Annotated in this window: 21 protein-coding genes; 9 read left to right on the top strand and 12 right to left on the bottom strand. The window is 65.3% G+C overall.

What is annotated here, in order from left to right:
• Positions 1–13: 13 nt before the first annotated feature.
• The 6 genes from EP380_RS16090 to EP380_RS16065 form a co-directional block, all read right to left on the bottom strand.
• Positions 14–832 carry an ABC transporter permease subunit gene (locus EP380_RS16090; RefSeq protein ID WP_106570736.1) on the bottom strand — a complete coding sequence of 273 codons (819 nt, stop codon included), beginning with the start codon at positions 830–832 and terminating at the stop codon, positions 14–16.
• Positions 829–1,740, bottom strand: a complete 912-nt coding sequence (locus EP380_RS16085) for an ABC transporter permease subunit (protein ID WP_164749885.1) — start codon at positions 1,738–1,740, stop codon at positions 829–831. Before EP380_RS16085 ends, EP380_RS16090 begins: the two co-directional genes overlap by 4 nt.
• A gap of 9 nt (positions 1,741–1,749) precedes the next feature.
• On the bottom strand, positions 1,750–2,892 hold the full coding sequence (locus EP380_RS16080; protein WP_127599336.1) for an ABC transporter ATP-binding protein: 1,143 nt from the start codon (positions 2,890–2,892) through the stop codon (positions 1,750–1,752).
• A 60-nt stretch (positions 2,893–2,952) separates the two neighbouring features.
• Positions 2,953–4,047 carry a polyamine ABC transporter substrate-binding protein gene (locus tag EP380_RS16075; RefSeq protein WP_127599335.1) on the bottom strand — a complete coding sequence of 365 codons (1,095 nt, stop codon included), beginning with the start codon at positions 4,045–4,047 and terminating at the stop codon, positions 2,953–2,955.
• A 117-nt stretch (positions 4,048–4,164) separates the two neighbouring features.
• Positions 4,165–5,475: a glutamine synthetase family protein gene (locus EP380_RS16070; protein WP_238719887.1), complete on the bottom strand. Its 1,311-nt coding sequence runs from the start codon at positions 5,473–5,475 to the stop codon at positions 4,165–4,167.
• 280 nt (positions 5,476–5,755) lie between these two features.
• A complete protein-coding gene (locus EP380_RS16065) occupies positions 5,756–6,040 on the bottom strand; it encodes an acylphosphatase (RefSeq protein WP_127599334.1) in 285 nt (94 codons plus the stop codon).
• Between the two features lie 99 nt (positions 6,041–6,139).
• Here EP380_RS16065 and EP380_RS16060 point away from each other — a divergent pair, with 99 nt between their 5' ends.
• Both EP380_RS16060 and EP380_RS16055 read left to right on the top strand, forming a co-directional pair.
• Positions 6,140–7,117: an NADPH:quinone reductase gene (locus tag EP380_RS16060; RefSeq protein WP_127599333.1), complete on the top strand. Its 978-nt coding sequence runs from the start codon at positions 6,140–6,142 to the stop codon at positions 7,115–7,117.
• On the top strand, positions 7,114–7,935 hold the full coding sequence (locus EP380_RS16055) for a LysR substrate-binding domain-containing protein (protein WP_127599332.1): 822 nt from the start codon (positions 7,114–7,116) through the stop codon (positions 7,933–7,935). The genes EP380_RS16060 and EP380_RS16055 overlap by 4 nt, the downstream gene beginning before the upstream one ends.
• A gap of 57 nt (positions 7,936–7,992) precedes the next feature.
• Here the strand turns inward: EP380_RS16055 and EP380_RS16050 are convergent, their stop codons facing one another.
• Positions 7,993–9,441 carry a helix-turn-helix domain-containing protein gene (locus EP380_RS16050; protein ID WP_106570743.1) on the bottom strand — a complete coding sequence of 483 codons (1,449 nt, stop codon included), beginning with the start codon at positions 9,439–9,441 and terminating at the stop codon, positions 7,993–7,995.
• A gap of 247 nt (positions 9,442–9,688) precedes the next feature.
• Between EP380_RS16050 and aceA the strand changes: the two genes are divergently transcribed.
• From aceA to EP380_RS16020, 6 genes are all read left to right on the top strand, one after another.
• Positions 9,689–10,978, top strand: coding sequence for an isocitrate lyase (gene aceA, locus EP380_RS16045; protein ID WP_106570744.1), 1,290 nt, complete (start codon positions 9,689–9,691; stop codon positions 10,976–10,978).
• Positions 10,979–11,059: 81 nt separating this feature from the next.
• Positions 11,060–11,299: an SMc00767 family acetate metabolism repressor gene (locus tag EP380_RS16040; protein WP_106570745.1), complete on the top strand. Its 240-nt coding sequence runs from the start codon at positions 11,060–11,062 to the stop codon at positions 11,297–11,299.
• A gap of 255 nt (positions 11,300–11,554) precedes the next feature.
• Positions 11,555–11,959 (top strand): response regulator, encoded by a 405-nt coding sequence (locus EP380_RS16035; protein ID WP_106570746.1) that lies wholly within the window; start codon positions 11,555–11,557, stop codon positions 11,957–11,959.
• A 78-nt stretch (positions 11,960–12,037) separates the two neighbouring features.
• Positions 12,038–13,471: a glutamine synthetase family protein gene (locus EP380_RS16030; protein ID WP_127599331.1), complete on the top strand. Its 1,434-nt coding sequence runs from the start codon at positions 12,038–12,040 to the stop codon at positions 13,469–13,471.
• A gap of 126 nt (positions 13,472–13,597) precedes the next feature.
• Positions 13,598–14,884 carry an NAD(P)/FAD-dependent oxidoreductase gene (locus EP380_RS16025; RefSeq protein ID WP_127599330.1) on the top strand — a complete coding sequence of 429 codons (1,287 nt, stop codon included), beginning with the start codon at positions 13,598–13,600 and terminating at the stop codon, positions 14,882–14,884.
• A 144-nt stretch (positions 14,885–15,028) separates the two neighbouring features.
• Positions 15,029–15,811, top strand: coding sequence for a DUF2189 domain-containing protein (locus EP380_RS16020; protein ID WP_127599329.1), 783 nt, complete (start codon positions 15,029–15,031; stop codon positions 15,809–15,811).
• A gap of 49 nt (positions 15,812–15,860) precedes the next feature.
• Here EP380_RS16020 and EP380_RS16015 read toward each other — a convergent pair whose 3' ends face one another.
• Positions 15,861–16,931 carry a hypothetical protein gene (locus EP380_RS16015; protein ID WP_127599328.1) on the bottom strand — a complete coding sequence of 357 codons (1,071 nt, stop codon included), beginning with the start codon at positions 16,929–16,931 and terminating at the stop codon, positions 15,861–15,863.
• Positions 16,932–17,163: 232 nt separating this feature from the next.
• On the opposite strand from EP380_RS16015, the gene EP380_RS16010 reads away from it, so the two are divergent.
• A complete protein-coding gene (locus tag EP380_RS16010; RefSeq protein ID WP_127599327.1) occupies positions 17,164–18,618 on the top strand; it encodes a TrkH family potassium uptake protein in 1,455 nt (484 codons plus the stop codon).
• A gap of 32 nt (positions 18,619–18,650) precedes the next feature.
• On the opposite strand, the gene EP380_RS16005 is transcribed toward EP380_RS16010, so the two are convergent.
• The 4 genes from EP380_RS16005 to EP380_RS15990 form a co-directional block, all read right to left on the bottom strand.
• Positions 18,651–19,775, bottom strand: a complete 1,125-nt coding sequence (locus tag EP380_RS16005; protein WP_127599326.1) for a beta-ketoacyl-ACP synthase III — start codon at positions 19,773–19,775, stop codon at positions 18,651–18,653.
• An 80-nt stretch (positions 19,776–19,855) separates the two neighbouring features.
• The gene (locus tag EP380_RS16000) at positions 19,856–21,625 is read right to left on the bottom strand and encodes an SLC13 family permease (RefSeq protein WP_106570752.1); all 1,770 of its coding nucleotides are present in this window, start codon (positions 21,623–21,625) and stop codon (positions 19,856–19,858) included.
• A 78-nt stretch (positions 21,626–21,703) separates the two neighbouring features.
• Positions 21,704–22,453 (bottom strand): SDR family oxidoreductase, encoded by a 750-nt coding sequence (locus EP380_RS15995; protein WP_127599325.1) that lies wholly within the window; start codon positions 22,451–22,453, stop codon positions 21,704–21,706.
• Positions 22,454–22,527: 74 nt separating this feature from the next.
• Positions 22,528–24,003 carry an aldehyde dehydrogenase family protein gene (locus tag EP380_RS15990; RefSeq protein WP_127599324.1) on the bottom strand — a complete coding sequence of 492 codons (1,476 nt, stop codon included), beginning with the start codon at positions 24,001–24,003 and terminating at the stop codon, positions 22,528–22,530.
• Between the last annotated feature and the right edge of the window lie 56 nt (positions 24,004–24,059).

Raw genomic sequence — 24,059 nt, 5'->3', positions numbered from 1 at the left:
CTTGCCGGCGCGGTTATGACCGCATCGCGGCCTGCGCGTCGCGCTGGCGCTGGACTTCGCGGCGCTTGTTGAGGATCGAGGCGGCGACCACGCCGACGGTGACAATCGCGATCAGGATGGTGCAGACCGCGTTGATTTCCGGCGTGACGCCGAGCCGGACCTGGCTGTAGATCTTCATCGGCAGGGTGGTGGCCCCCGGCCCCGATGTGAAGCTGGCGATCACCAGATCGTCGAGCGAGAGCGTGAAGGCGAGCATCCAGCCCGATACGATCGCCGGCATGATCACCGGCAAGGTGATGGCGAAGAAGGTCTTGACCGGCGGCGCGCCGAGATCCATCGCCGCCTCCTCCAGCGAGCGGTCGAAACTCAGCAGGCGCGATTGCACCACCACCGCGACGAAACACATGGAAAAAGTGATGTGGGCGAGCGTCACGGTCACGAAACCGCGATCCAGGCCGATCGCCACGAAAAGCAGAAGCAGCGACAGCCCGGTGATCACCTCCGGCATCACCAGCGGCGCGAACACCATGCCGGAAAACAGCACGCGACCATGAAACCGGGTGTAGCGGGTCAAAGTCAGCGCCGCCAGCGTGCCGAGCACCGTGGCGACCGTGGCCGAAACGAGCGCGACCCGCGCCGTCACCCAGGCCGCGTCCAGCAGCCCGCGATTGTTGAACAGCTCGAAATACCATTTGGTCGAGAACCCGGCCCAGACGGTGACCAGCTTGGATTCGTTGAACGAATAGACCACAAGAAGCACGATCGGCAGATAGAGGAAGGCGAATCCGGCGACGATCGAGACGATATTGAACCGTGTCCACGAGCCCGTCACCGATCCTGCTCCTGCGTGCGCGCCTGGACCTGCTGGAAATACATGATCGGCACCACCAGGATCAAAAGCAGCACCACCGCCACCGCCGAGGAGACCGGCCAGTCGCGATTGTTGAAGAATTCGCTCCACAGCGTCTTGCCGATCATCAGCGTACGCGATCCGCCCAGAAGGTCGGGGATGACGAATTCGCCCACCGCAGGAATGAAGACCAGCAGACAGCCGGCCACCACGCCGGGTATCGCCAGCGGAAAGGTGATCTTCCAGAAAGCGGCGATCGGCGGGCAGCCGAGGTCCTGCGCCGCCTCGATCAGCGAATAGTCCATCTTTTCCAACGAGGCGTAGAGCGGCAGCACCATGAACGGCAGATAGGAATAGACGATGCCGATGAAGATCGCCGTATGGGTGTTGAGAATGATCAGCGGCTCGTCGATCATGCCCAGCCACAGCAGGAACTGATTGAGCAGGCCCTCCGGTTTCAAGATGCCGATCCAGGCGTAGACCCTGATCAGAAAACTGGTCCAGAACGGCAGGATGACGAGCATCAAAAGTGTCGGCCTGAGTGCGGCCGGCGCCCGTGCCATGCCGTAGGCGATCGGAAAGCCGACCAGCAGCGTGATCGCGGTCGACACAGCCGCGATCACGATGCTGGAAATATAGGCGTTGACGTAGAGCGCGTCCTCCGTCAACCAAAGGTAATTGTCGATGCCGAGTTGCGCCAGATTGGCGAAAAAACCCGATACGCCGTCGGAAAACGAAAAGACCGGCGTGTAGGGCGGCATCGCGATCACCGTGCCCGAAAGCGAGATCTTGAAGACGATCAGGAACGGGATCAGGAAGAAGACCAGCAGCCACAGATAGGGGATGAGGATGACCAGGCGGCTCGCGACGGCGGTGGCTAGGCGTTTCATCGACATCTCCTAGCGCGTCAGCACCACACCGGAATCGGGCCTGAAGGATATCCACGCCCGGTCGTGCCAGGTCAGCAGTTCCTGCGAAACGCGGGCGCTGTTCATGGTGCTCGCCTTGACGATGCGGCCGTCGTCGAGCCGGATGTGAAAGATGGTCATATCGCCGAGATAGGCGATGTCGTAGATCTCGCCCTCGGCCGCGTTGCTGTCGGTCTTGTCCGGCTTGGCCGCGCTCACCTTGATCTTTTCCGGCCGGATGGCGAACCAGACCCGGTTGCCGGGCGCCGCGTCCCCGGCATCCTCGGCCAGGATCGTCAGCCCCTGGCCGTCCTCGATCCGCGCGACGCCGTTTTCGCGTCCCTTCAGCTCGCCCTCGATCAGATTCACCGTGCCGACGAAATCGGCCACGAAGCGCGAACCGGGCGCCTCGTAGATCTCGGCCGGCGTGGCCACCTGCACCACCTCGCCCTTGTCGAGAATGGCGATGCGGTCGGCCATGGTCATCGCCTCCTCCTGGTCGTGGGTGACGACGATGAAGGTCAGGCCGAGATCGTACTGCAGGTCGACCAGCTCGAACTGCGTCTCCTCGCGCAGTTTCTTGTCGAGCGCGCCCAGCGGCTCGTCGAGCAGCAGAACCTTGGGGCGCTTGGCCACCGAGCGCGCCAGCGCCACGCGCTGACGCTGGCCGCCCGAGAGCTGGTGCGGCTTGCGTTTGGCGAACTGTTCGAGCTTGACCAGCTTGAGCATCTCGCCGACCCGTTTTTCGATATCGGCTTTCGCCATGCCGTCCTGCTTGAGGCCGAAAGCGATGTTCTGCTCCACGCTCATATGGGGAAACAGCGCATAGGACTGGAACATCATGTTGACCGGCCGGCGATAGGGCGGAATGCCGGCAAGGTCCTGTCCGTCGAGCAGGATGCGCCCGGAGGTCGGCGCCTCGAACCCGGCCAGCATGCGCAACAGGGTCGACTTGCCGCAGCCGGAAGCCCCCAGAAGCGCAAAGAACTCGCGCTCGTAAATGTCGAGCGAAAGCGAGTCGACGGCGGTGAAGTCGCCGAATTTCTTGGTGATGTTGTCGAACGAGATATAGGGCTTGGCCGAGGCGTCGGCCCAGGGCGCGAAACTTCTGCGTATGCTGCCTAGTGACTTCATGATGCCCCCGCCGGACCAGGCCCTGCGGCCCCGGTGCCCGGCACCGGGGCCGTGAGCGGATTATTGTCCGGTGACGACCCGCGTCCACAGGCGGGTGATGCGCCGCTGTTCCTTCGAATCGTAAGGCATGGTCGTGTAGAGATTGGCCAGCGTCTCGTCGTCGGGATAGACCGCCGGATCGCCGATCACGTCCTCCTCCAGCAGCTCCTGCGAGGCCTTGTTGCCGTTGGCGTAGTAGACATAGTTCGACGCCTTGGCGATCACTTCGGGACGCATGATGTAGTTGAGGAACTCATGCGCTTCCTCGCTGTTGCTGGCGTCGGCCGGGATCGCCATCTGATCGAACCACATCTGCGCGCCCTGTTTGGGGATCGCGTAGTCGACGACCACGCCCTGGTCGGCCTCCGCGGCGCGGTCGCGCGCCTGGAAAACATCGCCCGACCAGCCGATCGCCATGCAGATATCGCCGTTGGCGAGCGCGTTGATATATTCGGAGGAATGGAATTTGCGGATGCTCGGGCGGATCGACAGAAGCAGCTCCTCAGCCTTGGCCAGGTCGTCGGCGTCGGTGCTGGTCGGCTCCAGACCGAGATATTTCAGCGCCGCCGGCACCATCTCGGCGGGCGCGTCGAGCATGTGGACACCACATTCGGCAAGTTTGGCGATCATCTCGGGCTTGAACACCACGTCCCAGCTGTCGATGCGCTCGATGCCGAGCGTGTCCTGCACCTTCTTGACGTTGTAGCCGATGCCGGTGGTGCCCCACATGTAATTGATCGAATAGGCATTGTCGGGATCGTATTTTTGCGTCCTGTCCGCGATCATGTCCCACATATTGGACAGGTTCGGCAGCTTCGACTTGTCGAGCTTCTGGAACACGCCGGCCTGGATCTGCCGGGCCAGGAACGTGCCCGTCGGCACCACCACGTCGTAGCCGGTTCCGCCGGCGAGCAGCTTCGTCTCCAGGATCTCGTTGGAATCGAACACGTCGTAGACGACCTTGATGCCGGTTTCCTTGGTGAAGTCCTCCAGGATCGATTCATCGATATAATCGGACCAGTTGTAGACATTCACGGTCCGCTCCTGGGCGGCCGCGCCGAAGGACAGGATGGCCGCAAGCGAGGTGGCGGCGAGCAACGCGATGCTGCGTGACATGAAAACGTCTCCTCTGTCTGATCCCCTGCCGGCCCTGGCTTGTTTTTTATCGAGCCGGATTTTCTCAAAGCCTATTGGCGAAATTTCACCGCGACAAGCGGGAAATTCCGCTGTCGATCAAAGATAGGTTGTACGTTCCAACGGTGTGATCTCGCCCCAGAAGGCGATAATTTCGGCACGCTTGAGATCCTTGTAGACCTTGGACAGGAGCGGGCCGAGGGCGCGGTCGACAAAGGCGCTTTTTTCCATCAGCTGCAGGGCGTCGTCCATGTCGTCGGGCAAAAACAACCCGTCGTCGTCATAGGCGTTGCCTTCCACCGGCGGCGGCGGCACGAGACCGCCCTCGATGCCCTCGATCATGCCCTGGATCAGGGCGGCCAGCACCAGATAGGGATTGGCGTCCGCACCGGCGATGCGGTGCTCCACCCGGCGATTGTCCTCGTTGGAAACGGGAATGCGCAGCGCCACCGAGCGGTTGTTCTCCGCCCAGACCGCCCGCGTCGGCGCATAGGAGCCCGGCGTGATGCGGCGGAACCCGTTCCAGGTGTTGATGAACAAGAGCAGCGATTCCGGCATCGTCTTCAGCAGGCCGGCGACCGACGATTCAAGCCGCGCCCGGCCGCCCTCGCCGCCAAAGATGTTGTGGCCGTCGCGGTCGAGCATCGAGGCGTGCACATGCATGCCGTTGCCGGCATATTCCAGGAAGGGTTTGGCCATGAACGTGGCGGTGAGCCCGTGGGCGCGCGCGCAGCCAATCACGATGCGGCGCAACAAGATCACGTCGTCGGCCGCCTTCAGCGGGTCGGCGCGATGTTTGAGATTGACCTCGAACTGGCCGGGTGCGGCCTCCTTGATGATCGTGTCGATCGGCAGGTCCATTTCCTGCGCGGCGTCGCGGATCATGTCGAACAGGTCGGCGTGCTCGGCCAGGTCGTCGAGCCCGTACATCCGCAACCGGTCCGGCCCGGCGGTCGCTCCCACCGGCGCCGGCATGCCGTCGTCCCAGTCCGTATCGGGATCGAGCAGATAGAATTCGAGCTCGAAGGCGACGACAGGGAAAAACCCCTTCTCGTTGACTTCGGCGATCTTCTTCTTCAGCACCTGGCGCGGATCGGCCAGGAAGGGTTCGCCCTCCGGCGTGAAGGTCTGCAACAGCACCTGCGCGGTCTTGCGCTTGGCCCAGGGCACGATCGACAGCGTGCCGCGCGTGGCCCGGCAATAGCCGTCCTTGTCGCCGGTCTCGATATGCAGCCCGGTCTCGTTGACCTCGCGCCCCCAAACGTCGAGCCCGTGCAGCGACATGGGAAAGTTGACCCCGCCGAGATAGGCCTTCTTCAACGCATCGCCGGGCGCCCATTTGCCCCGCATGACGCCGTTGGGATCGACCAGCAGGAACTCGACCGCCTCCAGATCGGGATGCTTTTCCACGAAAGCGCGATATTCGGCTTCGTGTTCGGCCGAGGCAAAGCCTTCGCCGTCATCGACGGCGCTGGAGGCGGAGCGAGGTTCTGCGGCCGTGATGGCCTGGGCTGGCGCTGCTTTGGAACCGGCGGGGGCCGTACCGGATGCGGAAAAGGGCAAGACTGGCCTGTGTGGCTGTTGCTAGTCGCCTAAGCTGCCAGCGCGACTGCGAATTTGTCAATCGCGTTTGCGCCGATCCGCAACCGCCGCGCCGGCGCCAAACGCGGATCGCCCGCGCATGCGCGCGTCAGCCCAAAATCGCAAACCCCTCGTCCATGCCGCCGGGATCGGCATTCTCGACCGCAACGCGCGCCACCGACGCATGGCGCGGGCCCTGCCGCAGTCGCGCCAGCATCGCCTCGACACGCGTCGGCGCGCCGGCGATCAGCGCGGTGACCGAGCCGTCGGCCTCGTTGCGCACCCAGCCGGACAGGTCGAGCGCCTCGGCCTCGGACCGGGTCCAGGCACGATAGCCCACACCCTGCACCCGCCCCGTTATCCGCGCCACCACGGCCTTGTGCTTGTCGTTCATGGCGCCCTCTTGTGCTTCGCCGCCGAAGTGTGGAGGCTGTTCGCCGCCGAAACAAGCGTAGGCAGCCAAAGCAGGCAGGGACAGGTTCGGAGAAATGCGGTGAAAGCGGTCTGGTACGAGAAAAACGGTACGGCGCGAGATGTGCTGGTCGTCGGCGAGATGGAGACGCCGAAACCCGGTCCCGGCGAGGTTCTGGTGCGGCTCGCCGCGTCCGGCGTCAACCCGTCCGACGTCAAGAGCCGGGCCGGACGGCCGCTGATCGCCCCGCGCATCGTTCCCCATTCAGACGGCGCCGGCGTGATCGAGTCCGTCGGCCAGGGCGTTGCGCAAAGCCGTCTGGGCGAACGCGTGTGGGTCTGGAACGGACAATGGAAACGCCCATTCGGCACCGCGGCCGAGTTCATCGCCGTGCCCGACAGGCAGGCGGTAGCCCTGCCCGACGCGGTCGACTTTCCCGCCGGCGCCTGTCTCGGCATTCCCGCGCTCACGGCCCTGCGCGCCGTCGACCTCAACGGCGATATCGCCGGTCGGACGCTGCTGGTCACCGGCGCGGCCAACGCCGTCGGCCACTACGCCGTGCAGATCGCCAAACGCCGCGGCGCCCGTGTCATCGGCACCGCCTCCGCTGCCCGCCGCGATCATGCGCTCGATGCCGGCGCCGACGCGGTGATCGACTATCGCGCAGAAGACGTCGCGGCGCGGGTGCAGGAGCTGACGGATGGAAGGGGCGCCGACGGCATCGTCGACATGGATCTGTCGGCGACGGCCGCCCTGCTGCCGCACGGCGTGTTGGCCGCCCACGGCAAGCTCGTCTGCTATGGGTCCAACATCGCCGCCGAGATCCCGGTTTCGTTTCCCGCCATGCTCTGGAACAGTCTGACGCTGCAGGTGTTCGTCGTCTACGAACTGCCGCCCGAGGTCAGGAGGGACGCGATCGGCGAATTGACCCGCATGCTGGCGGCCGGCGAATTGCGCCACGCGATCGGCGCGACCTTCGCGCTGGAGGAAACCGCCGCCGCGCACGAGGCGGTCGAAAGCGGCGACACTGTCGGCAATGTGATCCTGTCGGTCGGATGAGCGTTCGGCTCGCGGCTACTCCGCCGCGACCGGCATGTCCGCGCTGCCGCTTTGGGCCTGCCGATTGCCGATCACCAACCAGCCGAAAAACAGCATGTCGGCCAAAGGCGCAGATCGAGCAGGCGCTTGCCGGCGACGCGTCTTTCGACCCGTCCAAGGCCGAGCGGCTTTTCACGCTCTATGGCGCCGATTTCTTTTCCTCGCTGACGATGCCACCGCTGTTTGCCCGGATCGCGGCGCGCGCGCCCGGCATTGCGCTGCGGCTTTTGGACAGCGCGACCGGCGAAGTCGAGCGGCTGCTGCGCGACAACGCCATCGACGCGGCGCTGGAACGGCGCATGGCGATGCCGGACTGGGTGTCGAGCCGGCCGGTGCTGTTGTCGAGTTTCGTCGCCGTGGCCGCGCGCGATCATGCCGAGATCGGCAGGGCCGGCGTCAAGCCGGGCGACATGTTGCCGTTGGCGCTTTTTTGCCGATTGCCGCACGCGCTGCGCTCCGTCGACGGGACGATGTCGGGCATGGTGGACGACGCCCTGGCCGAGATCGGCGCCAGCCGGCGCGTGATGCTGGCCCTGCCGCATTTTCACAGCGTCGCCGTCGCGGTTGCCCGCAGCGACCTGATCGCCGCCCTGCCGCGCCAGATGGCCGCGGCGATCGCCGATCACCTGGATCTTGCGCTCCACCCCCTGCCGGTCGACGTCCCCGCCCAGGAACTGCGCCTTTACTGGCATCGGCGACACGACCGGCACCCGGCCCATTGCTGGCTGCGCGAACAGATCGTGGATATCGTCGGCACGATATCCGAACAGCCGGCCTGATCGCGCCCGCACTGGCCGGCACGCGGCCCGTAACGGCGTCGCGGACCCGGCCGGTCCTCAACGGAAATCGAACGCCGAAAGCCCCGTCACCATCTCGTCGAGCCCGAGCGGACGCGTCACCGGCGGTTCGGCGCGCGCCAGGCATCCGCTGCGCTCGCACAGCCGACATGCCGGCCCGACCGGGATGGCCGCGACATCGCCCGGTTTGCCCGCGCTTGCCGGCGCGGCCGCCGGCAATGCCGCCGAATAGACGATCTCCTCGCGAAAGCCGATATCGCAGCCGAGCAGCAGCGCCGTGCGGCGCGGACGTTCGTTGAACGCGCCCTGCGGGCCTTCCAGCGTGCGCGCGATCGTCAGGAACTCCGCCCCGTCGGGCATCTCGACCGCCTCGACCAGGATACGCCCCGGCTGCTCGAAGGCGGCGTGAACCGGCAGTTTCGGACAGCCGCCGCCGAAGCGGCTTTGCGGAAAACCCTGCGCGCCCGCCTTGCGGAAGCGATGGCCGGCATTGTCGACCTCCAGCATGAAGAACGGCACGCCGGCAGCACCCGGCCGCTGCAGCATGGTCAACCGGTTCGCCGCCTGCTCGAAGGAAACCCCGAAGCGCGATTTCAGCACGTCGATATCGTAGCGTGCGCGCACCGCCGCCGACTGGAACGCGGCATAGGGCATCATCACCGCATGCGCGGCGTAGCGCCCGAGCTCGAAACGGGCCAGCCGCCTTGCCTCGTCGCCGGACAGTTTCAGCGCCTCGATTTCCGCGCCGATCGCAACGCTCATGCGCATCGCGCAGGCCTCGACCGCGATTTCGCGCAATTGGTCGAAAGGCGACAGGCGCTCGGAAATGAACAGCCGCTGCGAGTGACGGTCGTAGCGCCGGCGCCAATTGGGCATGGTCGCCACCGGCAGCACGCGCACGCCGATGCCGTGCTCGCGCTTGAGCCATCCTTTCAGCGCACCGGCAAGATCGTCGCCGGCGTCGAGCACGGCCAGAAACGCCTCCGCCTCCTCCTCGATCCGCAAGAAATGGTTCGCCCGGCGCTCGAAGACCTCGTGAACCTCGTCGATCGGCAGCCGCGCGGCCGACAGCGCGGTCGCGTGTCCCTCGCGCGCCAGCAGCTCGGACAGGTCCGAAAGCCGGCCGGCCTGCTCGCGGTAGGCCCGGTAGAGCTTGACGACGGCGGCCGACACGTTCGGCGCCGCCTCGGCGATCTCCACCAGCTCCTGCTCGCCGGGCAGTTCGTCCGACAACAGCGGATCGGCGAACACCTCGCGCAGCGCCGCGATCGAACCGCCGGCGCCGGCCTGCAGCTCTTCCGGCTCGACCTTGTAGACCGAGGCCAGCTTGAGGATCAGTTGGACGGTCAGCGGGCGCTGATTGCGCTCGATCAGATTGAGATAGGACGGCGAGATGCCGAGCCCGCTCGCCATCGCCGTCTGGGTCAGGCCCTTGGCGTTGCGGATACGCCGGATACGCGGGCCGGCAAAGATTTTTTGTTCCGCCATGCGATGCCTTTTGTAATGATTTTACAGACCCGACACGATCATACGCCGCAAACGGATTTTACATTTTTTACAATTTTACGAGCCCGCTCTGTCAAACGCAAGACAGGTTTTCCCGATTTTCGGCCGATAAATCAATGAATTTCTGGCGCCTTTTGCGCTGCAATGTAAAGGAAGTCACATGCGAAAGCGGACGCAGCCTCCCAAAACCGCTTTCAATACAACGCCAAATGCCGGCAGGAGATTTGTCATGACTGATTTTTACAACCTCGTCCCCTCCGCCCCCGAAGGCCGCTATGACGGCATCGAGCGGCCCTATTCACCCGAAGACGTCAAGAAGCTGCGCGGTTCGGTTCAAATCCGCCACTCGCTGGCCGAGATGGGCGCCAACCGGCTGTGGAAGCTCATCCACGAGGACGATTTCGTCAACGCGCTCGGCGCGCTGTCCGGCAACCAGGCCATGCAGATGGTGCGCGCCGGGCTGAAGGCGATCTACCTGTCCGGCTGGCAGGTTGCCGCCGACGCCAACACGGCCTCGGCCATGTATCCCGACCAGTCGCTCTATCCGGCCAATGCCGGCCCGGAACTCGCCAAGCGCATCAACAAGACCCTGCAGCGCGCCGATCAGATCGAGACGGCGGAGGGCAAAGGCCTGTCGGTGGATACCTGGTTCGCGCCGATCGTCGCCGACGCCGAGGCCGGTTTCGGCGGGCCGCTCAATGCCTTCGAGTTGATGAAGGCCTATATCGAGGCAGGCGCGGCCGGCGTTCACTACGAGGACCAGCTTGCCTCGGAAAAGAAATGCGGCCATCTCGGCGGCAAGGTCCTGATCCCGACCGCGGCTCATATCCGCAACCTGAACGCGGCACGCCTGGCCGCCGACGTGATGGGCGTGCCGACCCTGGTGATCGCGCGCACCGACGCCGAGGCCGCCACGCTGTTGACCTCGGACATCGACGAGCGCGACCGGCCTTTCGTGAATTACGACGAGGGCCGCACGATCGAAGGGTTCTACAAGGTCAAGAACGGGCTGGAGCCGTGCATTGCGCGCGCCGTCGCCTACGCGCCTTATACCGACCTGATCTGGTGCGAGACCTCCAAGCCCGACCTGGACCAGGCCAAGCGCTTCGCCGAGGGCGTACGCAAGCACCATCCCGACAAGCTGCTGGCCTATAATTGCTCGCCGTCCTTCAACTGGAAGAAGAACCTGGACGAGGCCACGATCGCGAAATTCCAGCGCGAGCTGGGCGCGATGGGCTACAAGTTCCAGTTCATCACCCTGGCAGGCTTCCATCAGCTCAATTTCGGCATGTACGAGCTCGCCCGCGGCTACAAGGACCGCCAGATGGCCGCCTATTCCGAGCTGCAGGATGCCGAGTTCGCCGCCGAGGCGAACGGCTACACCGCCACCAAGCACCAGCGCGAGGTCGGCACCGGCTATTTCGACGCGGTATCGATGGCCATCACCGGCGGCCAGTCGTCTACGACGGCGATGAAGGACTCGACCGAACAGGCGCAGTTCAAGCCGGCCGCCGAATAGGCCGCAACGACAAGGCTTGCGGGGCCCGCGCCCCGCAAGCCCCAACGGCAAACGAGGCCAGGATACAAAAGGAGTGTGCAGATGGCCCCGAGAACACGTGTCAAGGAACGCGCCGAGGAACAGGCTTCCAGCATGAACACAGACCAGCAGGCGGCGATCCGCATGGTGGCCAACGATCTCCACCGCCTGAACCAGTCGGTGATGAAGGCCGTCGAGGCCGGCGTTTCGGTGGAGCTCGTCCGCTCCGCGCGCCATCATGGCGGCGCCGGCAATTGGGGCGATTTGCTGATTCCGGTGATCGTGACCCAGGGACAGGGCTGAGCCCCTCGCGGTCAGGCCCGCACCCGGCCGGACCGCATCGAAACCAACCAAGCCGCGCGTCCGATGGCGCGCGGCTTCGCCGTTTTGGCGGTTCCGGTTAAAAATACCGCGACCATCAAGAAAAGCCTTGCCTACCGGCGCACAGTTTCCTTATGAAGCTGGCGATCGAAAATACAACCCTACATTGAATTTACCTCCGTTCCGCCGGCGGTGACGCGAATGCGCTCGGACGACTGAAAAGACGGAAGTGGCAGCATGGCAGGCAGTGCGAACAAGACCCCGGCGGTCCTGGTAATCGGAAGATCGACGATCAACGGCGTCGTCGTCTCCAGGATTGTGGAACGGGCCGGGCTGAAGGCACGAACCGCACCGCCGGAACTGGCCGCCCACGCCCTGGAAACCGACCTGCCCTCGATCGTCATTCTCGATTTGCCGGCCGACGACCCGGCGGGCGGCGCCCTGTTCGAGCGGCTTGCCGCGCAGCGTGCGGCCCATGCCCGCGCGCTGCCGGCCGTCATCGTGCTGTCGGCCACGACCGACCCCGCCCAGGCCCCGAACGGCGCTGCCGTCGTCGACATCGTGGTGGCCCGCCCGATCACCGTCGACCGGCTCCAGCCGGCGATCGAGGCGGTGCGGGCGCGCAATGGCGACTATAGCTGACTGCGCCGAGCCGGGGCCCTTCCCTAGCGGCCCGCCCGGCGTCTATAGTCGCCCCGTTCAAGCAATAATTGGTGATCGATGCCCCCCCAAAAAAAGGACGTCCGGGCAGCGGGGCGCGCGAGCAAGAAGCGCCCTCCCGCCTTTCTGAAGAATCTCCGCGGCGTAAAGAACTGGAAAGAGGCCGGCGCCTGGCTGGACTGGCGCGACATCGAGGACATCGAGTGCATCACGCCCGATCAGGCCGGCGTGGCCCGTGGCAAGATGATGCCGTCGAGCAAGTTCACCTCCAACACCTCGCTGGCCCTGCCGTCGGCTGTCTTCATGACCACGATTTCGGGCGGCTATCCACAGGATGGCGGCGACTTCACCTACCCGGCCGATGACGGCGACCTCAAACTGTTGCCGGACCTGTCGACGCTTTCGGCGGTACCGTGGGAATCGGATCCCACCGCCCAGGTGATCTGCGATCTCGTCCATCAGGACGGCCGCTCGGTCGAATTCACACCGCGCAACCTGCTCAAACGTGTGGTCAAGGCTTATGGCGAGCGTGGCCTGCGCCCGGTTGTGGCGCCCGAGATCGAGTTCTACCTGGTTCACAAGAATCCCGATCCCGACTATCCGCTGACCCCGCCGGTGGGGCGTTCGGGCCGACCGATCGGCGGCGGCCAGGGCTATTCGATCGCCGGTGTCAACGAATTCGACGAGTTGATCGACGATATCTACCATTTTTCCGAGATGCAGGGCCTGGAGATCGACACGCTGATCCACGAGGAAGGCGCCGGCCAGCTCGAAATCAACCTGCGCCACGGCGATCCGGTCGAGCTTGCCGACCAGGTGTTCTTGTTCAAGCGCACCATCCGCGAGGCGGCTCTCAAGCACGACACCTACGCGACCTTCATGGCCAAGCCGATCCAGGGGCAGCCGGGATCGGCCATGCACATCCATCAGTCGGTCGTCGACCTGTCCAGCGGTCGCAACATCTTCTCCGACGACAACGGCGAGGAGACGGAGGCGTTCCGCCATTTCGTCGGCGGAATGCAGCGCCACATGCCCAGCGCGCTGGTGATGATGGCACCTTATGTCAATTCCTACCGGCGGCTGACCAAGGCGGCCTCGGCCCCCGTCAACACGGACTGGGGCTACGACAACCGCACCACCGCTTTCCGCATTCCGCGCTCCGACCCTTCGGCGCGCCGGGTGGAAAACCGCATTCCCTCCTCCGACGCCAATCCCTATCTGGCGCTCGCCGGCTCGCTCGCCTGCGGTCTGATCGGCATCGCCGAGCGGATCGAGCCCGAGGCGCCGGTCGGCAAGGCCGCCAACGAGGAGGAGATCGACCTGCCGCGCGGCCTGCTCGAGGCGGTTGGCCTGCTTGAGGCCGACGACGCCTTGCGGACCATGCTCGGGGCGTCCTTCATTTCCACCTACGGCGCGATCAAGAAAGCCGAATTCGAGACCTTCATGGAGGTGATCAGCCCGTGGGAGCGTGAATATCTGCTTTTAAACGTGTAGTCGCCGTGCGAGCCGTGACGATGAAAGGCGCAAGGATAAGATGAGGGCACGATGTCGCACGGGACCGCGCCCAAAAGACCGCCCGCCGCGCGGCGGCCGCGCGTCCGCTCGCCCGAAGGTGCATCGATGAACGACCCCTCACCCATCGCGCCCGGCTCGTCCTGGTACGAGGCGACCGTTGGCGAACGGCCGCGCTACGCCCCGCTTGCGGGCGACTGCCGGGCCGACGTGGCCATTGTCGGCGGCGGTTTTACCGGGCTTTCGGCCGCCGCGCATCTCGCACAGGCCGGCGTCGACGTCGTCCTGATCGAGGCGCACCGCTTCGGCGACGGCGCCTCGGGGCGCAATGGCGGCCAACTCGGCACCGGCCAGCGCACCTGGGCCGAGGAGCTGGAAGCCGAGCTCGGCCTGTCGCGGGCCAAGGCGCTGTTCGATCTCGCCGAGGAGGCCAAGGCGCATCTGCTCGACTTCGCCGCCACACACGCAATCGACATCGACTACCGGCCGGGGCAGCTCTCCGTCGCCCACAAGAAGCGCTATGTCGACGACTACCGCGCCCATGCAGACCTGATGGCCGCGCGGTTCGGCTACGAGCATCTGACCTATATGGACGCCGGCGAAACCGCCCGGCGGGTCGGCTCGACACGCTATTTCGGCGGCGTGCGCGATACCGGAACCGGCCATATCCACCCGCTGAAGCTCGTCGTCGGCACCGCGCGCGTCGCCAGCCGGGCCGGCGCGCGCCTGCATGAACACACACGGGCCACCGGCATCCGGACGGCCGGCGGCAAGGTCACCATCAGCACCGACAACGGCACCGTCAGCGCCGACAAATGCCTGATCGCCGTCAACGCCTATGGCGGCGATCTCGAGCCGGTCAGCGCCGCCCATGTCATGCCCATCGGCTCCTTCATCGGCGCCACGCCCCCCCTCGGCAACGACAGCCCGGTGATACCGGGCGGCGAGGCGATCGACGATTCGCGTTTCGTGGTGCGTTATTTCCGTCGCTCCGCCGACGGGCGGCTTCTGTTTGGAGGCCGGGAAGTCTATTCCACCGACGATCCCAAGGATATCGGCGCGCAGATCCGCCGCCAGATCGCCGAGGTCTACCCCGCCCTGCGCGATGTCGAGATCACCCATGCCTGGGGCGGTTTTGTCGGCATCACCATGCCGCGCAAGCCGTTCGTGCGCGAGGTGATGCCGAACGTGATCGCGGCGGGCGGTTATTCGGGTCACGGGGTGATGTTGTCCAATTTCACCGGCAAGCTCTATGCCGAGACGGTTGCCGGCAATCGCGACCGGCTGAGACTACTCGAGGAATTGAAGGTACCGCCCTTCCCGGGCGGGCGGCGCATGCGCGCGCCGCTGTTGTTCCTGGCGCTGAACTGGTACGCGCTGCGCGACCGCATCTGAGGCCGGCGACACGAAAGCGCCGACCGGCTTGATCCTGGTCAAAGCCGGTTGCCGGCCTCTTCGTCATAAGCGACAGTGGGAGAGAAGAAGCTGGCGCGTCGGGCGATGCGGGCCTGGGCGACAGGGGCTTTTCGGGAGGAGACGATGGCCAGTCCGAACGATGGCGCGAAGCCGGCAATGCCCGTGGTGGCGGCGATCACCGGTGCGGATATTCGCGCGGCAATGATGCAGGGGCTGAACGATTTCGCGCGCGCGCCGCTGTTCGGGCTTTTCTTCGGCGGTGTGTTCGCGCTCGGCGGCATGGTCATCGTACTCGGCCTGACGATCTGGCGCGTGCCGTGGATGATCTACCCCTTCGCCATCGGCTTTCCGCTGATCGGACCGTTCGCCGCCGTCGGTCTTTACGAGGTCAGCCGCCGGCTCGAGGCCGGCCAGCCGCTCGACTGGAAGGCGATCCTGGCGGTGGTCTGGCACCAGCGCACCCGCGAATTGTCATGGATGGCGTTCGTGATGCTGTTCGTGTTCTGGATCTGGATGTATCAGATCCGCCTCTTGGTCGCGCTCGTCCTGGGACGGATGTCGTTCGCCACGCTGGAGCGGTTCCTCGACGTGGTCTTCACCACGCCGCAAGGCTGGACCTTCCTGGCGGTCGGCCATGTGGTCGGCGCGGTTCTGGCGATGGTGCTGTTTTCGATCACCGTCATCTCGATCCCGCTACTGCTGGAGCGCGAACTCGATTTCGTCACCGCGATGATCACCAGCGTCAAGACGGTGCTGGCAAGCCCGGTGACGATGATCGGCTGGGGCGTCACCGTGACCGTGCTGGTGCTTTTGTCCTGCGTGCCGTTCTTCCTCGGCCTGTTCGTCACGCTGCCCGTGCTCGGCCACGCAACCTGGCATCTGTACCGGCGCGCGGTCGTGGCCTGAGGCGAACCGGCGCCGCCGCACCACCAACCGATTCCGGGAGCGTTTGGTCCTATGCCAGCCCGCGCGACGTCGCCAGCAGCCGGCCGCTGATCCAGATCAGATAGGCCAGCATCAACAGCGAGATCAAAAACTCGCGAACCTCCGACAATTCGTGCCCCTCGCTCATCCGCCCGCCGAAAACCAGAAACACGGCCTGCGAAGCGATCATCGTCACCGCCCACAGCCCCGCGAAGGCGCGCGCGCCGGGCGTTCCGCGGCTGCGGTCAAAAGCGCAGTCGACAAGCAGGATCACGCCGAGCGCGAAGGCGACCTGCATCGGCACCACGTTCCAATACTCGTAAAACAGGCCCGAAATCGGCGCCGCGATCAGCACGAACCCTGCTGGCGGGACGAAAAACGCGAAAGGCTTCAACCACCGCCCCGGCACCTTCGGCCATGCATAGGGCAGAACAAAAAACAGCACCAAAGCCGACAGATAATAGGCCGTCTCGAAGCGATACGTGTAGAAATTGTGCAGGTTGGTTTCGTTCTGGATGTTTCCGGCAAAGGTGTCGGGCGTCTGCCAGCCGATCAAATGCTGGCCCCAGGACATCTCCTCGCCAAGGATCAGAAAGGTCACCAGCGCCATGGCGGCAAACACCAGCGGCGCGGGAACGATGCCGATCCGTGCCGCAGCCACCGTGCGCGAACGCACCGCCGCAAACAGCGCCAGCCCGATCGCGATGGCCAAAAACAGTTCGGAAATGGTCTGCACCACGGCCCCGTCCGTCACCAGCGGATAAAGCCTCTGCGGGATAAGCACGACTCCGGCCATCGTCGCCGCCACGGTCAAAAGGCTCACCCACGCATACAGCTTTCCAACCCGCGTGCTGGTACAATCAGTCAGGAAGGGGCGCGTCTGATGCCGGGCCGGTCTGAGCGCCAGATAGATCAGAAAGGCGGCGATCGCCGAACCGCCAAAGCGCATCCAGCCGACGGTCGAGAAGTCGGGCGGAAACTTTTCCAGAAACCGATAACCCTGCCCCAGCGTGCCGAGGCGGATCACCATGATCGCGGCGGCCAGACCAATGAGAAGCCCGGTCGCACGCACGAAATGCGGCTGCCGAATTATCGCGATCATGACCGTCCCCCTGTACGCCGACTATTCAAGCGATTGCCGACATATCTAATACAAGCACCGCCCCTGGCGGGAAAATTGTTAAGATATCGTTAACCGACAAACGGCCGGACCGGCCACCGCCGGCCCGGCTCTCGTCGCGGATGCAATCTTGCCGCTGCCCGCATAAGCCAATAACGTGGCCTGCCGCCTCGGGAGGAAGGCCGGCCAGAGCGAGGCATCCGAAAGACCCCTGATGTCGGAAACGCAGCTTCGGTTCTCCGCCTTTCTGGCGGCGGTGTTCGCGCTCTATTTCGCCGCGGCGATGCTCGTGCCGGCGGCCGTCGACTATTTCCTCGACAATCCCGACTGGCGGGTCTTCGTCTCCTCGGCGCTGCTTGTCGGCGCGCCGGCAGCCGCCTGCGCACTGGCCACCCGGGCGAGCCCTCCCAGCGTCAACGCCCGGTTCGGCTTCCTTCTGGTCAATCTGTTGTGGGTCACCTCGGCGCTCATCGGCGCCATCCCCTTCATGCTCGCCTCGATCCGTCTCGACTTGACCGATGCCGTGTTCGAATCCGTATCCGCGTTGACGACGACGGGATCGACCGTGATTTCAGGCCTCGACGCGCTGCCGCCGGGGCTGCTTTTGTGGCGCTCGCTGCTGCAATGGATGGGCGGGCTCGGCGTGGTGGCCTTGGGGCTGTTCGTATTGCCGTTTCTGCGCATAGGCGGCCTGTCGTTTTTCCGCATCGAATCCTCCGATACCGCGGACCGGCCCTTTGCGCGGTTTTCGACCTTCACCCTGGCCCTGGTCGGCATCTACAGCGTGCTCACGCTGCTATGCGCGCTCTCGTATGCCGCGGCCGGCATGACCGGCTTCGACGCCGTCAATCACGCCATGACGACGCTGGCGACGGGCGGGTTTTCGACCCATGATGCCTCGCTCGGCTATTACGGCGACAACGGCGCCGTGATCTGGGTGGGAACGGTCTTCATGTTCGTCGCCGGCCTGCCGTTCTCGATCCTGATGCTGCTCGTCCTGCGCGGGCGTCTGGAGGCGCTGGGCGACCGCCAGATCTACGTCTATGTCGGGTTTTGCGTGATCTTCACCCTGGCGGTCGCGGTCTATCTTCGGCTTCACTCCGACTATACGCCCTTCGAGGCGTTGACCCATTCCGCCTTCAATTTCGTCTCGCTGATCACCACCACCGGCTTTGCCAGCGCCGACTATTCGCTGTGGGGCGCCTTTCCCGTCGCGTGTGCGTTCCTGGCCACGATCCTTGGCGGTTGCTCCGGCTCCACCGCCGGCGGCATCAAGGCCTACCGTTTCCTGATCCTGTTCGAAACCGTGCGCGCCGGCCTGAGGCATCTCGTCTACCCGAGCAGCGTCGCGACCGTTCGCTACGGCGACCGGCGCGTCGATACCGACATGCAAGACACCGCCGTGTTGTTCATCTGCGCCTTCGTGGTGACCTGGGCCATAACCCTTATCCTGCTCGCCGCAACGGGGCTGGATTTCATGACCGCCGCCACCGGCGCCCTCACCGCCTTGACCAATGTCGGACCGGGCCTGGGCGAGATTGTCGGCCCCGCCGGCAATTTCTCCCCGCTTCCCGGCGCGGCGAAATGGGTTCTCGACGCCGCCATGATCCTCGGCCGGCTGGAAATACTCGCGGTGCTGGTGCTGCTTTCGCCGGCATTCTGGTCGTAGCGGCGTCTGACGCCCGGTTCGCGTCGGCTGCTCTATAGCCGCCGGACGATCACGCTGCCGGCCGAATAGCCCGCACCGAAGGAGCAGATCACGCCGAGACTGCCCGACGGCAGGTCGTCCGAATAGTGCGAAAAGGCGATGATCGAGCCGGCCGAGGAGGTGTTGGCATAATCCTGCAGCACGTTGGGCTGCTCGGTCCGGCTCGGCGTCCGCCCGAGCACCTTTTCGCCGATCAAATCGTTCATGTTCTTGTTGGCTTGGTGGAGCCAAAGCCGCGCCAAGTCAGACGGCTCCACGCCCTCGTCGGCCAAGTGCCCGCGCATCAGGTCGACCACGACCGGCACCACCTGTTTGAAAACCTTCCGGCCCTCCTGGTAAAACTGCATGTCGCGTCGGTCTTCCATGTGGCCGACGCGGGTCCGGCGCAGAAAACCGTTATTGTTGCGGATCGTATTGGAATAGAGCGTCAGGCACCGCGTCGACAGCACCTCCCAGGCATTGCCCGAGGCCAGGTCGTCGGCTCGCTCCACCACCACCGCCGTGCATACGTCGCCGAAGATGAAATGACAGTCGCGGTCGCGCCATTCGTGATGGCCGGACGTGATTTCGGGATTGACCATCAAAATCGCCCGCGCCGTGCCGCAACGGATCATGTCCGCGGCGGCCTGGATGCCGAACGTCGCCGAGGAACAGGCGACATTCATGTCGAAGGCGAACCCCTCGATGCCGAGTGCCTGCTGGATTTCGATGGCGACCGCCGGGTAGGCGCGCTCGTGGTTCGAGGCCGCGCAGATCACCGCATCGATGTCGGCGGCGGTTCGTCCCGCGCGCGCAAGCGCCTTTTTTGCCGCGGCGACGGCGATCTCCGCCATCATCGACAATTCGTCATCGGCCCGTTCGGAAAAGATCGGGTGCATGACCTGCGGGTCGAGCACGCCGGTCTTGTCGATCACGTGGCGACGCTCGATGCCCGACGCCTTGACGATGAACGCCTCGCTCGACATCGGTTTGGGCTCGATCTCGCCCGCCTCGATCGCCGCGCCGTTGGCCTGGTTCCAGCCTGTCGCATACGCATTGTAGGAGGCGACGAGCTCGGCATTGGTGATGACCTGATCCGGCGTGAAGATGCCGGTGCCGCTGATGGCGACCTTGTGCATGATTTTCCCGACCCCACGTTTTTTTCGAGGATCGGGCCGGGTTCGCCTGCGGTCAAGCCAAAAGGCGTCCCGGCCCGCGCCTAAAGCGGCCAGAAGAACAGGATCGCCGGAACGGCGACCACGATGATCAGGATTTCCAGCGGCAGGCCCATGCGCCAGTAATCGCCGAAATGATAGCCGCCCGGCCCCATGATGATGGTGTTGTTCTTGTGACCGATCGGGGTCAGGAAGGCACACGAGGCCGCGACCGCCACGCCCATCAGGAACGGATCGGGCGACACGCCGAGCGAGTTGGCGATGCCGACGGCGATCGGCGCCGCGATCAGCGCGGTGGCGACATTGTTGAGGAAGTCGGACAGGGTCATGGTGACGACCATCAGCACGGCGAGAATGCCCCAGGCCGGCAGGAACGAGGTCTGGGCGACGATCGCGTTGGCGATCAGTTCGGTGCCGCCCGATTCCTCCAGCGCCAGCCCGAGCGGGATCAGCGAGCCGAGCAGCACGATGACCGGCCACTCGACCGTTTCGTAGACCTCGCGCGCGTTGACGATGTTGAACAAAGCATAAAGCGCCACCGCGGCCGCGAGCGCGATCGGCAGGCTGATCAGCCCGATCACCGAGGCGGCGATCGCGGCTGCGAAGATCCCGATCGCCAGCAGCGCCTTGCTGCGCTGGATCACCGCGTGGCTGCGGTCGGCCAGCGCCATGGCACCCATCCACTCGACTGCGTCGGCGACCCGGTTTTCCGGTCCGAGCAGCAGCAGCACATCGCCAGCCTGGATGGTGAGATTGCGCACCCGTTCGCGAAAACGGGTGCCCTGGCGCGACACGCCGATCAAGGTCACGCCGCGCCTGGCCAGAAGCCGCATGTCGAGCCCGGTGCGGCCGACGGCGCGCGCGCCCTGCGGCACGATCACCTCGCTCAGCGTCATCGACCGGCCGATCAGCCCCTCCTCCTTAGGTTTGACGGCGATGTCGAGCTTGGCCGCGCCGGTGAAGGCTTCGATCGATTTCGGGTCGCCCTCGACCACCAGTCGATCGCTCTTGCGGATTTCCTCGCCCATGGCGAAACCCGGCAGACGCTTGCCACGGCGCACGAGGCCGAGAATGGCGACATCGAGCTCGTCGGCCTTTTCGACCAGATCGCGCGGCGTTTGCCCGACCCATTCGGACCCCTCGGGAAATCCGGCCTCGGCGACGAACAGCCCGCTTTCCGTTTCGCCCGCCTTTTGCGGCGCGATGCGCTGCGGGATCAGCCGCCAGCCGATACCGGCCACGAAGGCGATGCCGGCAATGGCGCACACCAGGCCGACCGGGGAAAAGTCGAACATGGAAAACGGCTCGCCCAGCGCCCGGTCGCGAAACTGCGCGATCACGATATTGGGCGGCGTTCCGATCATCGTGACCATGCCGCCGAGGATCGTGGCGAAAGACAACGGCATCAGCGACAGCGACACCGAGCGGCCCGCCTTCTTCGCCGTTTCCATGTCGAGCGTCATCAAGATGACCAGCGCCGCGACATTGTTGATGATCGCCGACAGCGCGGCGCCGGCCACCGACATCACCCCGATATGGCTGGAGAGCGAACGCCCGGCATCGACGACATATTGCGCGATCAGCTCGACCGCGCCGGAATTCATCATCGCGCGCGAGGCGATCAGCACCAGGGCGATGATGACGACGGCCTCGTGGCCGAAACCGGCAAACGCGTGCTCGGCCGGGATGGCGCCGCCGGCAACGCCGATGATCAGCGCCGCGAAGGCGACCAGATCGTAGCGGATACGGCCCCACACCAGAAAGGCGAACACGCCGCCCAGCAGGCAGAAGATGAAAATCTGTTGCCCGGTCATGAAATCGCTGTGCTCCTGCCGTTGGGGCCTTGCTGAAACGTTTCGGGAAAGGTCCGGTTCCGCGCGCGGGGCACGCGATCAGATGCAGCGGCCGCCATCGACCTCGAGCGCGACACCGGTGATGAAGGCGGCCTCGTCGGAGGCCAGCCACAGGGCGGCGTTGGCGATGTCGAGCGGTGTCGAAAGCCGCCCGAGCGGGATCGAGGCGCGGAACTGCGCGCGCTTTTCGGGCGTATCCTCGCCCATGAACTGGGCCAGCATGCCGGTTTCGCCGGCCACCGGGCACAGGCAGTTGACGCGGATGTTTTTCGGCGCGAGCTCGACGGCCATCGATTTCGTCGCCGTCACTGCCCAGCCCTTGGAGGCGTTGTACCACGTCAGCCCCGGTCGCGGCCTGAGCCCCGCCGTCGAGGCCGTGGTGATGATGGAGCCGCCGCCCTGCTTTTCCATAATCGGCACGACGGCCCGCGCGGCGAAATAGATCGCCTTCATGTTCACCGCCGCGATCAGGTCGAACGTCGCCTCGTCGACATCCAGCATGCTCTGATTGGTGTGGGTGAAGCCGGCATTGTTGACCACGATGTCGATACGGCCATGGGCATCCATCGCCGCGGCCACCATGGCGTCGATGTCGGATTTCAGCGACACGTCGACCGTCACCGGCAGCGCCGCCTGGCCGATCTCCCCGGCCACGCGCTCCGCGCCCTTGGCGTTGAGGTCGGCCACGACCACCTGCGCGCCCTCCTCGGCAAAGCGTTTGGCCATGCCTTCGCCGAAGCCGGACGCCGCGCCGGTGATCACCGCAACCTTATCTTTCAGACGTGCCATTGCCGTTCCTAACTTGCGTCCCTTGCCGTGTCGCGGGCGATGCCGCCCCGCTTTGCGCGGCATTTATCCCATCCTTAGCCGTGATTGAACACAACCGTCTTGGTGGCGCTCATGTCGTAAAGCGCTTCAAAGCCCTTTTCACGGCCATGGCCCGATTTCTTGAAACCGCCGAACGGCAGCTCGATGCCGCCGCCCGCGCCATACCCGTTGACGAACACCTGGCCGGCCCGCACCCGCTTGGCGACCCGATGCTGGCGCGCGCCGTCGCGGGTCCATATGCCGGCGACCAGGCCGTAATCGGTGCCGTTGGCAAGCCGCACCGCGTCGGCCTCGTCCTCGAACGGCATCACCGCCAGCACCGGCCCGAACACTTCCTCGCGCGCGATCGCGTGGTCCGGGTCCGCCGAACCGAACAGAACCGGTGCGAAATAAAAACCGGCCGACGGCGCATCGGCATGGACGGAGCCGCGGGCCAGAATAGGCACACCCGCCTCCTCGGCCGCCGCCACCAGGCCGGCGACGCGTTCCTTCTGGCGCGGGTTGATCAACGCGCCGAGGTCCAGGTCGGCATCGTGCGGGCCGGCCGTCAGCTTGGAAAAGCGCTCCGCCAGGGCGCGCGACACGGCCTCGTAGACCGGGCGCTGCACCAGGACCCGGCTGCCGGCGGAGCAGGTCTGGCCGCCGTTCTGGATGATGGCGTTGACGAGCACCGGCAGCGCGGCCTCCAGATCGGCGTCGTCGAACACGATTTGCGGCGACTTGCCGCCGAGCTCCATCGTCACGCCGCGATTGTTGACTGCCGCGGCCTGCTGGATCGCGGTTCCCGTCAAGGTCGAGCCGGTGAAGGTGACGTAGTCGACCAGCGGATGGCCTGACAGCGCGGCTCCCGCCTCGCGCCCATAGCCGGTGACGACGTTGAAGACGCCTTCGGGCACGCCGGCCTCATGCGCGAGTTCGGCGATGCGGATCGCCGTCAGCGACGCGTCCTCGGCCGGCTTGACGACCAGCGTGTTGCCCATGGCGAGCGCCGCGCCGGCCACGCGGGCCAGGATCTGCAGCGGATAGTTCCAGGGAATGATGCCGGCAACCACGCCATGCGGCTCGCGCAGGGTGAGCGCGGTATACCCGTCAAGGAACGGGATGGTGTCGCCATGCACCTTGTCGGCCGCGCCGCCGTAGAACTCGTAATAGCGCATCGTCGCCGTCACATCGGCCTTGCCCTGGCGCACCGGTTTGCCCGTATCGCGCGATTCCAGCGCGGCCAGTTCCTCGCCGTTTTGCTCGACCAGGCGGAAAAGCCGTGTCAGGCAGCGTCCGCGCTCCACCGCCGGCATCCGGCTCCACGGTCCGTCGTGGAAGGCACGATGGGCAGCGCGCACGGCCAAGTCGACATCCTCCTTGCCGCTTTCGGGGATCGAGGCGAACACCTTGCCGTCGGACGGCGACACGACCTCGATGCGCCGGCCCGACGCGGCCTCGTGCGATCTGCCGTCGATGAAGTTCGCGAAGGCCAGGCCTTCGGCGACGCTGCGCGAGAAATGCGTGTTCATCGGCTCGGCTCCCTCTTTGCGGCGCGCGCGCTTTGTGATGCACTGGCTCGCATGCG

Source organism: Nitratireductor alexandrii (assembly GCF_004000215.1).
Taxonomy (GTDB): Bacteria; Pseudomonadota; Alphaproteobacteria; order Rhizobiales; family Rhizobiaceae; genus Mangrovimarina; species Mangrovimarina alexandrii.
This window is presented reverse-complemented; position numbering and strand designations above follow the sequence as displayed.

Excerpts from the sequence above, each read along its gene's own strand:
- EP380_RS16030 (WP_127599331.1), top strand. The coding sequence starts at position 12,038 with ATGCCCCCCCAAAAAAAGGACGTCCGGGCAGCGGGGCGCGCGAGCAAG.
- EP380_RS16010 (WP_127599327.1), top strand. The coding sequence starts at position 17,164 with ATGTCGGAAACGCAGCTTCGGTTCTCCGCCTTTCTGGCGGCGGTGTTC.
- EP380_RS15995 (WP_127599325.1), bottom strand. The coding sequence starts at position 22,453 with ATGGCACGTCTGAAAGATAAGGTTGCGGTGATCACCGGCGCGGCGTCC.
- EP380_RS16065 (WP_127599334.1), bottom strand. The coding sequence starts at position 6,040 with ATGAACGACAAGCACAAGGCCGTGGTGGCGCGGATAACGGGGCGGGTG.
- EP380_RS16020 (WP_127599329.1), top strand. The coding sequence starts at position 15,029 with ATGGCCAGTCCGAACGATGGCGCGAAGCCGGCAATGCCCGTGGTGGCG.
- EP380_RS16085 (WP_164749885.1), bottom strand. The coding sequence starts at position 1,740 with ATGAAACGCCTAGCCACCGCCGTCGCGAGCCGCCTGGTCATCCTCATC.
- EP380_RS16080 (WP_127599336.1), bottom strand. The coding sequence starts at position 2,892 with ATGAAGTCACTAGGCAGCATACGCAGAAGTTTCGCGCCCTGGGCCGAC.
- EP380_RS16005 (WP_127599326.1), bottom strand. The coding sequence starts at position 19,775 with ATGCACAAGGTCGCCATCAGCGGCACCGGCATCTTCACGCCGGATCAG.
- EP380_RS16055 (WP_127599332.1), top strand. The coding sequence starts at position 7,114 with ATGAGCGTTCGGCTCGCGGCTACTCCGCCGCGACCGGCATGTCCGCGC.
- EP380_RS16015 (WP_127599328.1), bottom strand. The coding sequence starts at position 16,931 with ATGATCGCGATAATTCGGCAGCCGCATTTCGTGCGTGCGACCGGGCTT.
- EP380_RS16040 (WP_106570745.1), top strand. The coding sequence starts at position 11,060 with ATGGCCCCGAGAACACGTGTCAAGGAACGCGCCGAGGAACAGGCTTCC.
- EP380_RS16025 (WP_127599330.1), top strand. The coding sequence starts at position 13,598 with ATGAACGACCCCTCACCCATCGCGCCCGGCTCGTCCTGGTACGAGGCG.
- EP380_RS16075 (WP_127599335.1), bottom strand. The coding sequence starts at position 4,047 with ATGTCACGCAGCATCGCGTTGCTCGCCGCCACCTCGCTTGCGGCCATC.
- EP380_RS16035 (WP_106570746.1), top strand. The coding sequence starts at position 11,555 with ATGGCAGGCAGTGCGAACAAGACCCCGGCGGTCCTGGTAATCGGAAGA.
- aceA (WP_106570744.1), top strand. The coding sequence starts at position 9,689 with ATGACTGATTTTTACAACCTCGTCCCCTCCGCCCCCGAAGGCCGCTAT.
- EP380_RS16000 (WP_106570752.1), bottom strand. The coding sequence starts at position 21,625 with ATGACCGGGCAACAGATTTTCATCTTCTGCCTGCTGGGCGGCGTGTTC.
- EP380_RS15990 (WP_127599324.1), bottom strand. The coding sequence starts at position 24,003 with ATGAACACGCATTTCTCGCGCAGCGTCGCCGAAGGCCTGGCCTTCGCG.
- EP380_RS16050 (WP_106570743.1), bottom strand. The coding sequence starts at position 9,441 with ATGGCGGAACAAAAAATCTTTGCCGGCCCGCGTATCCGGCGTATCCGC.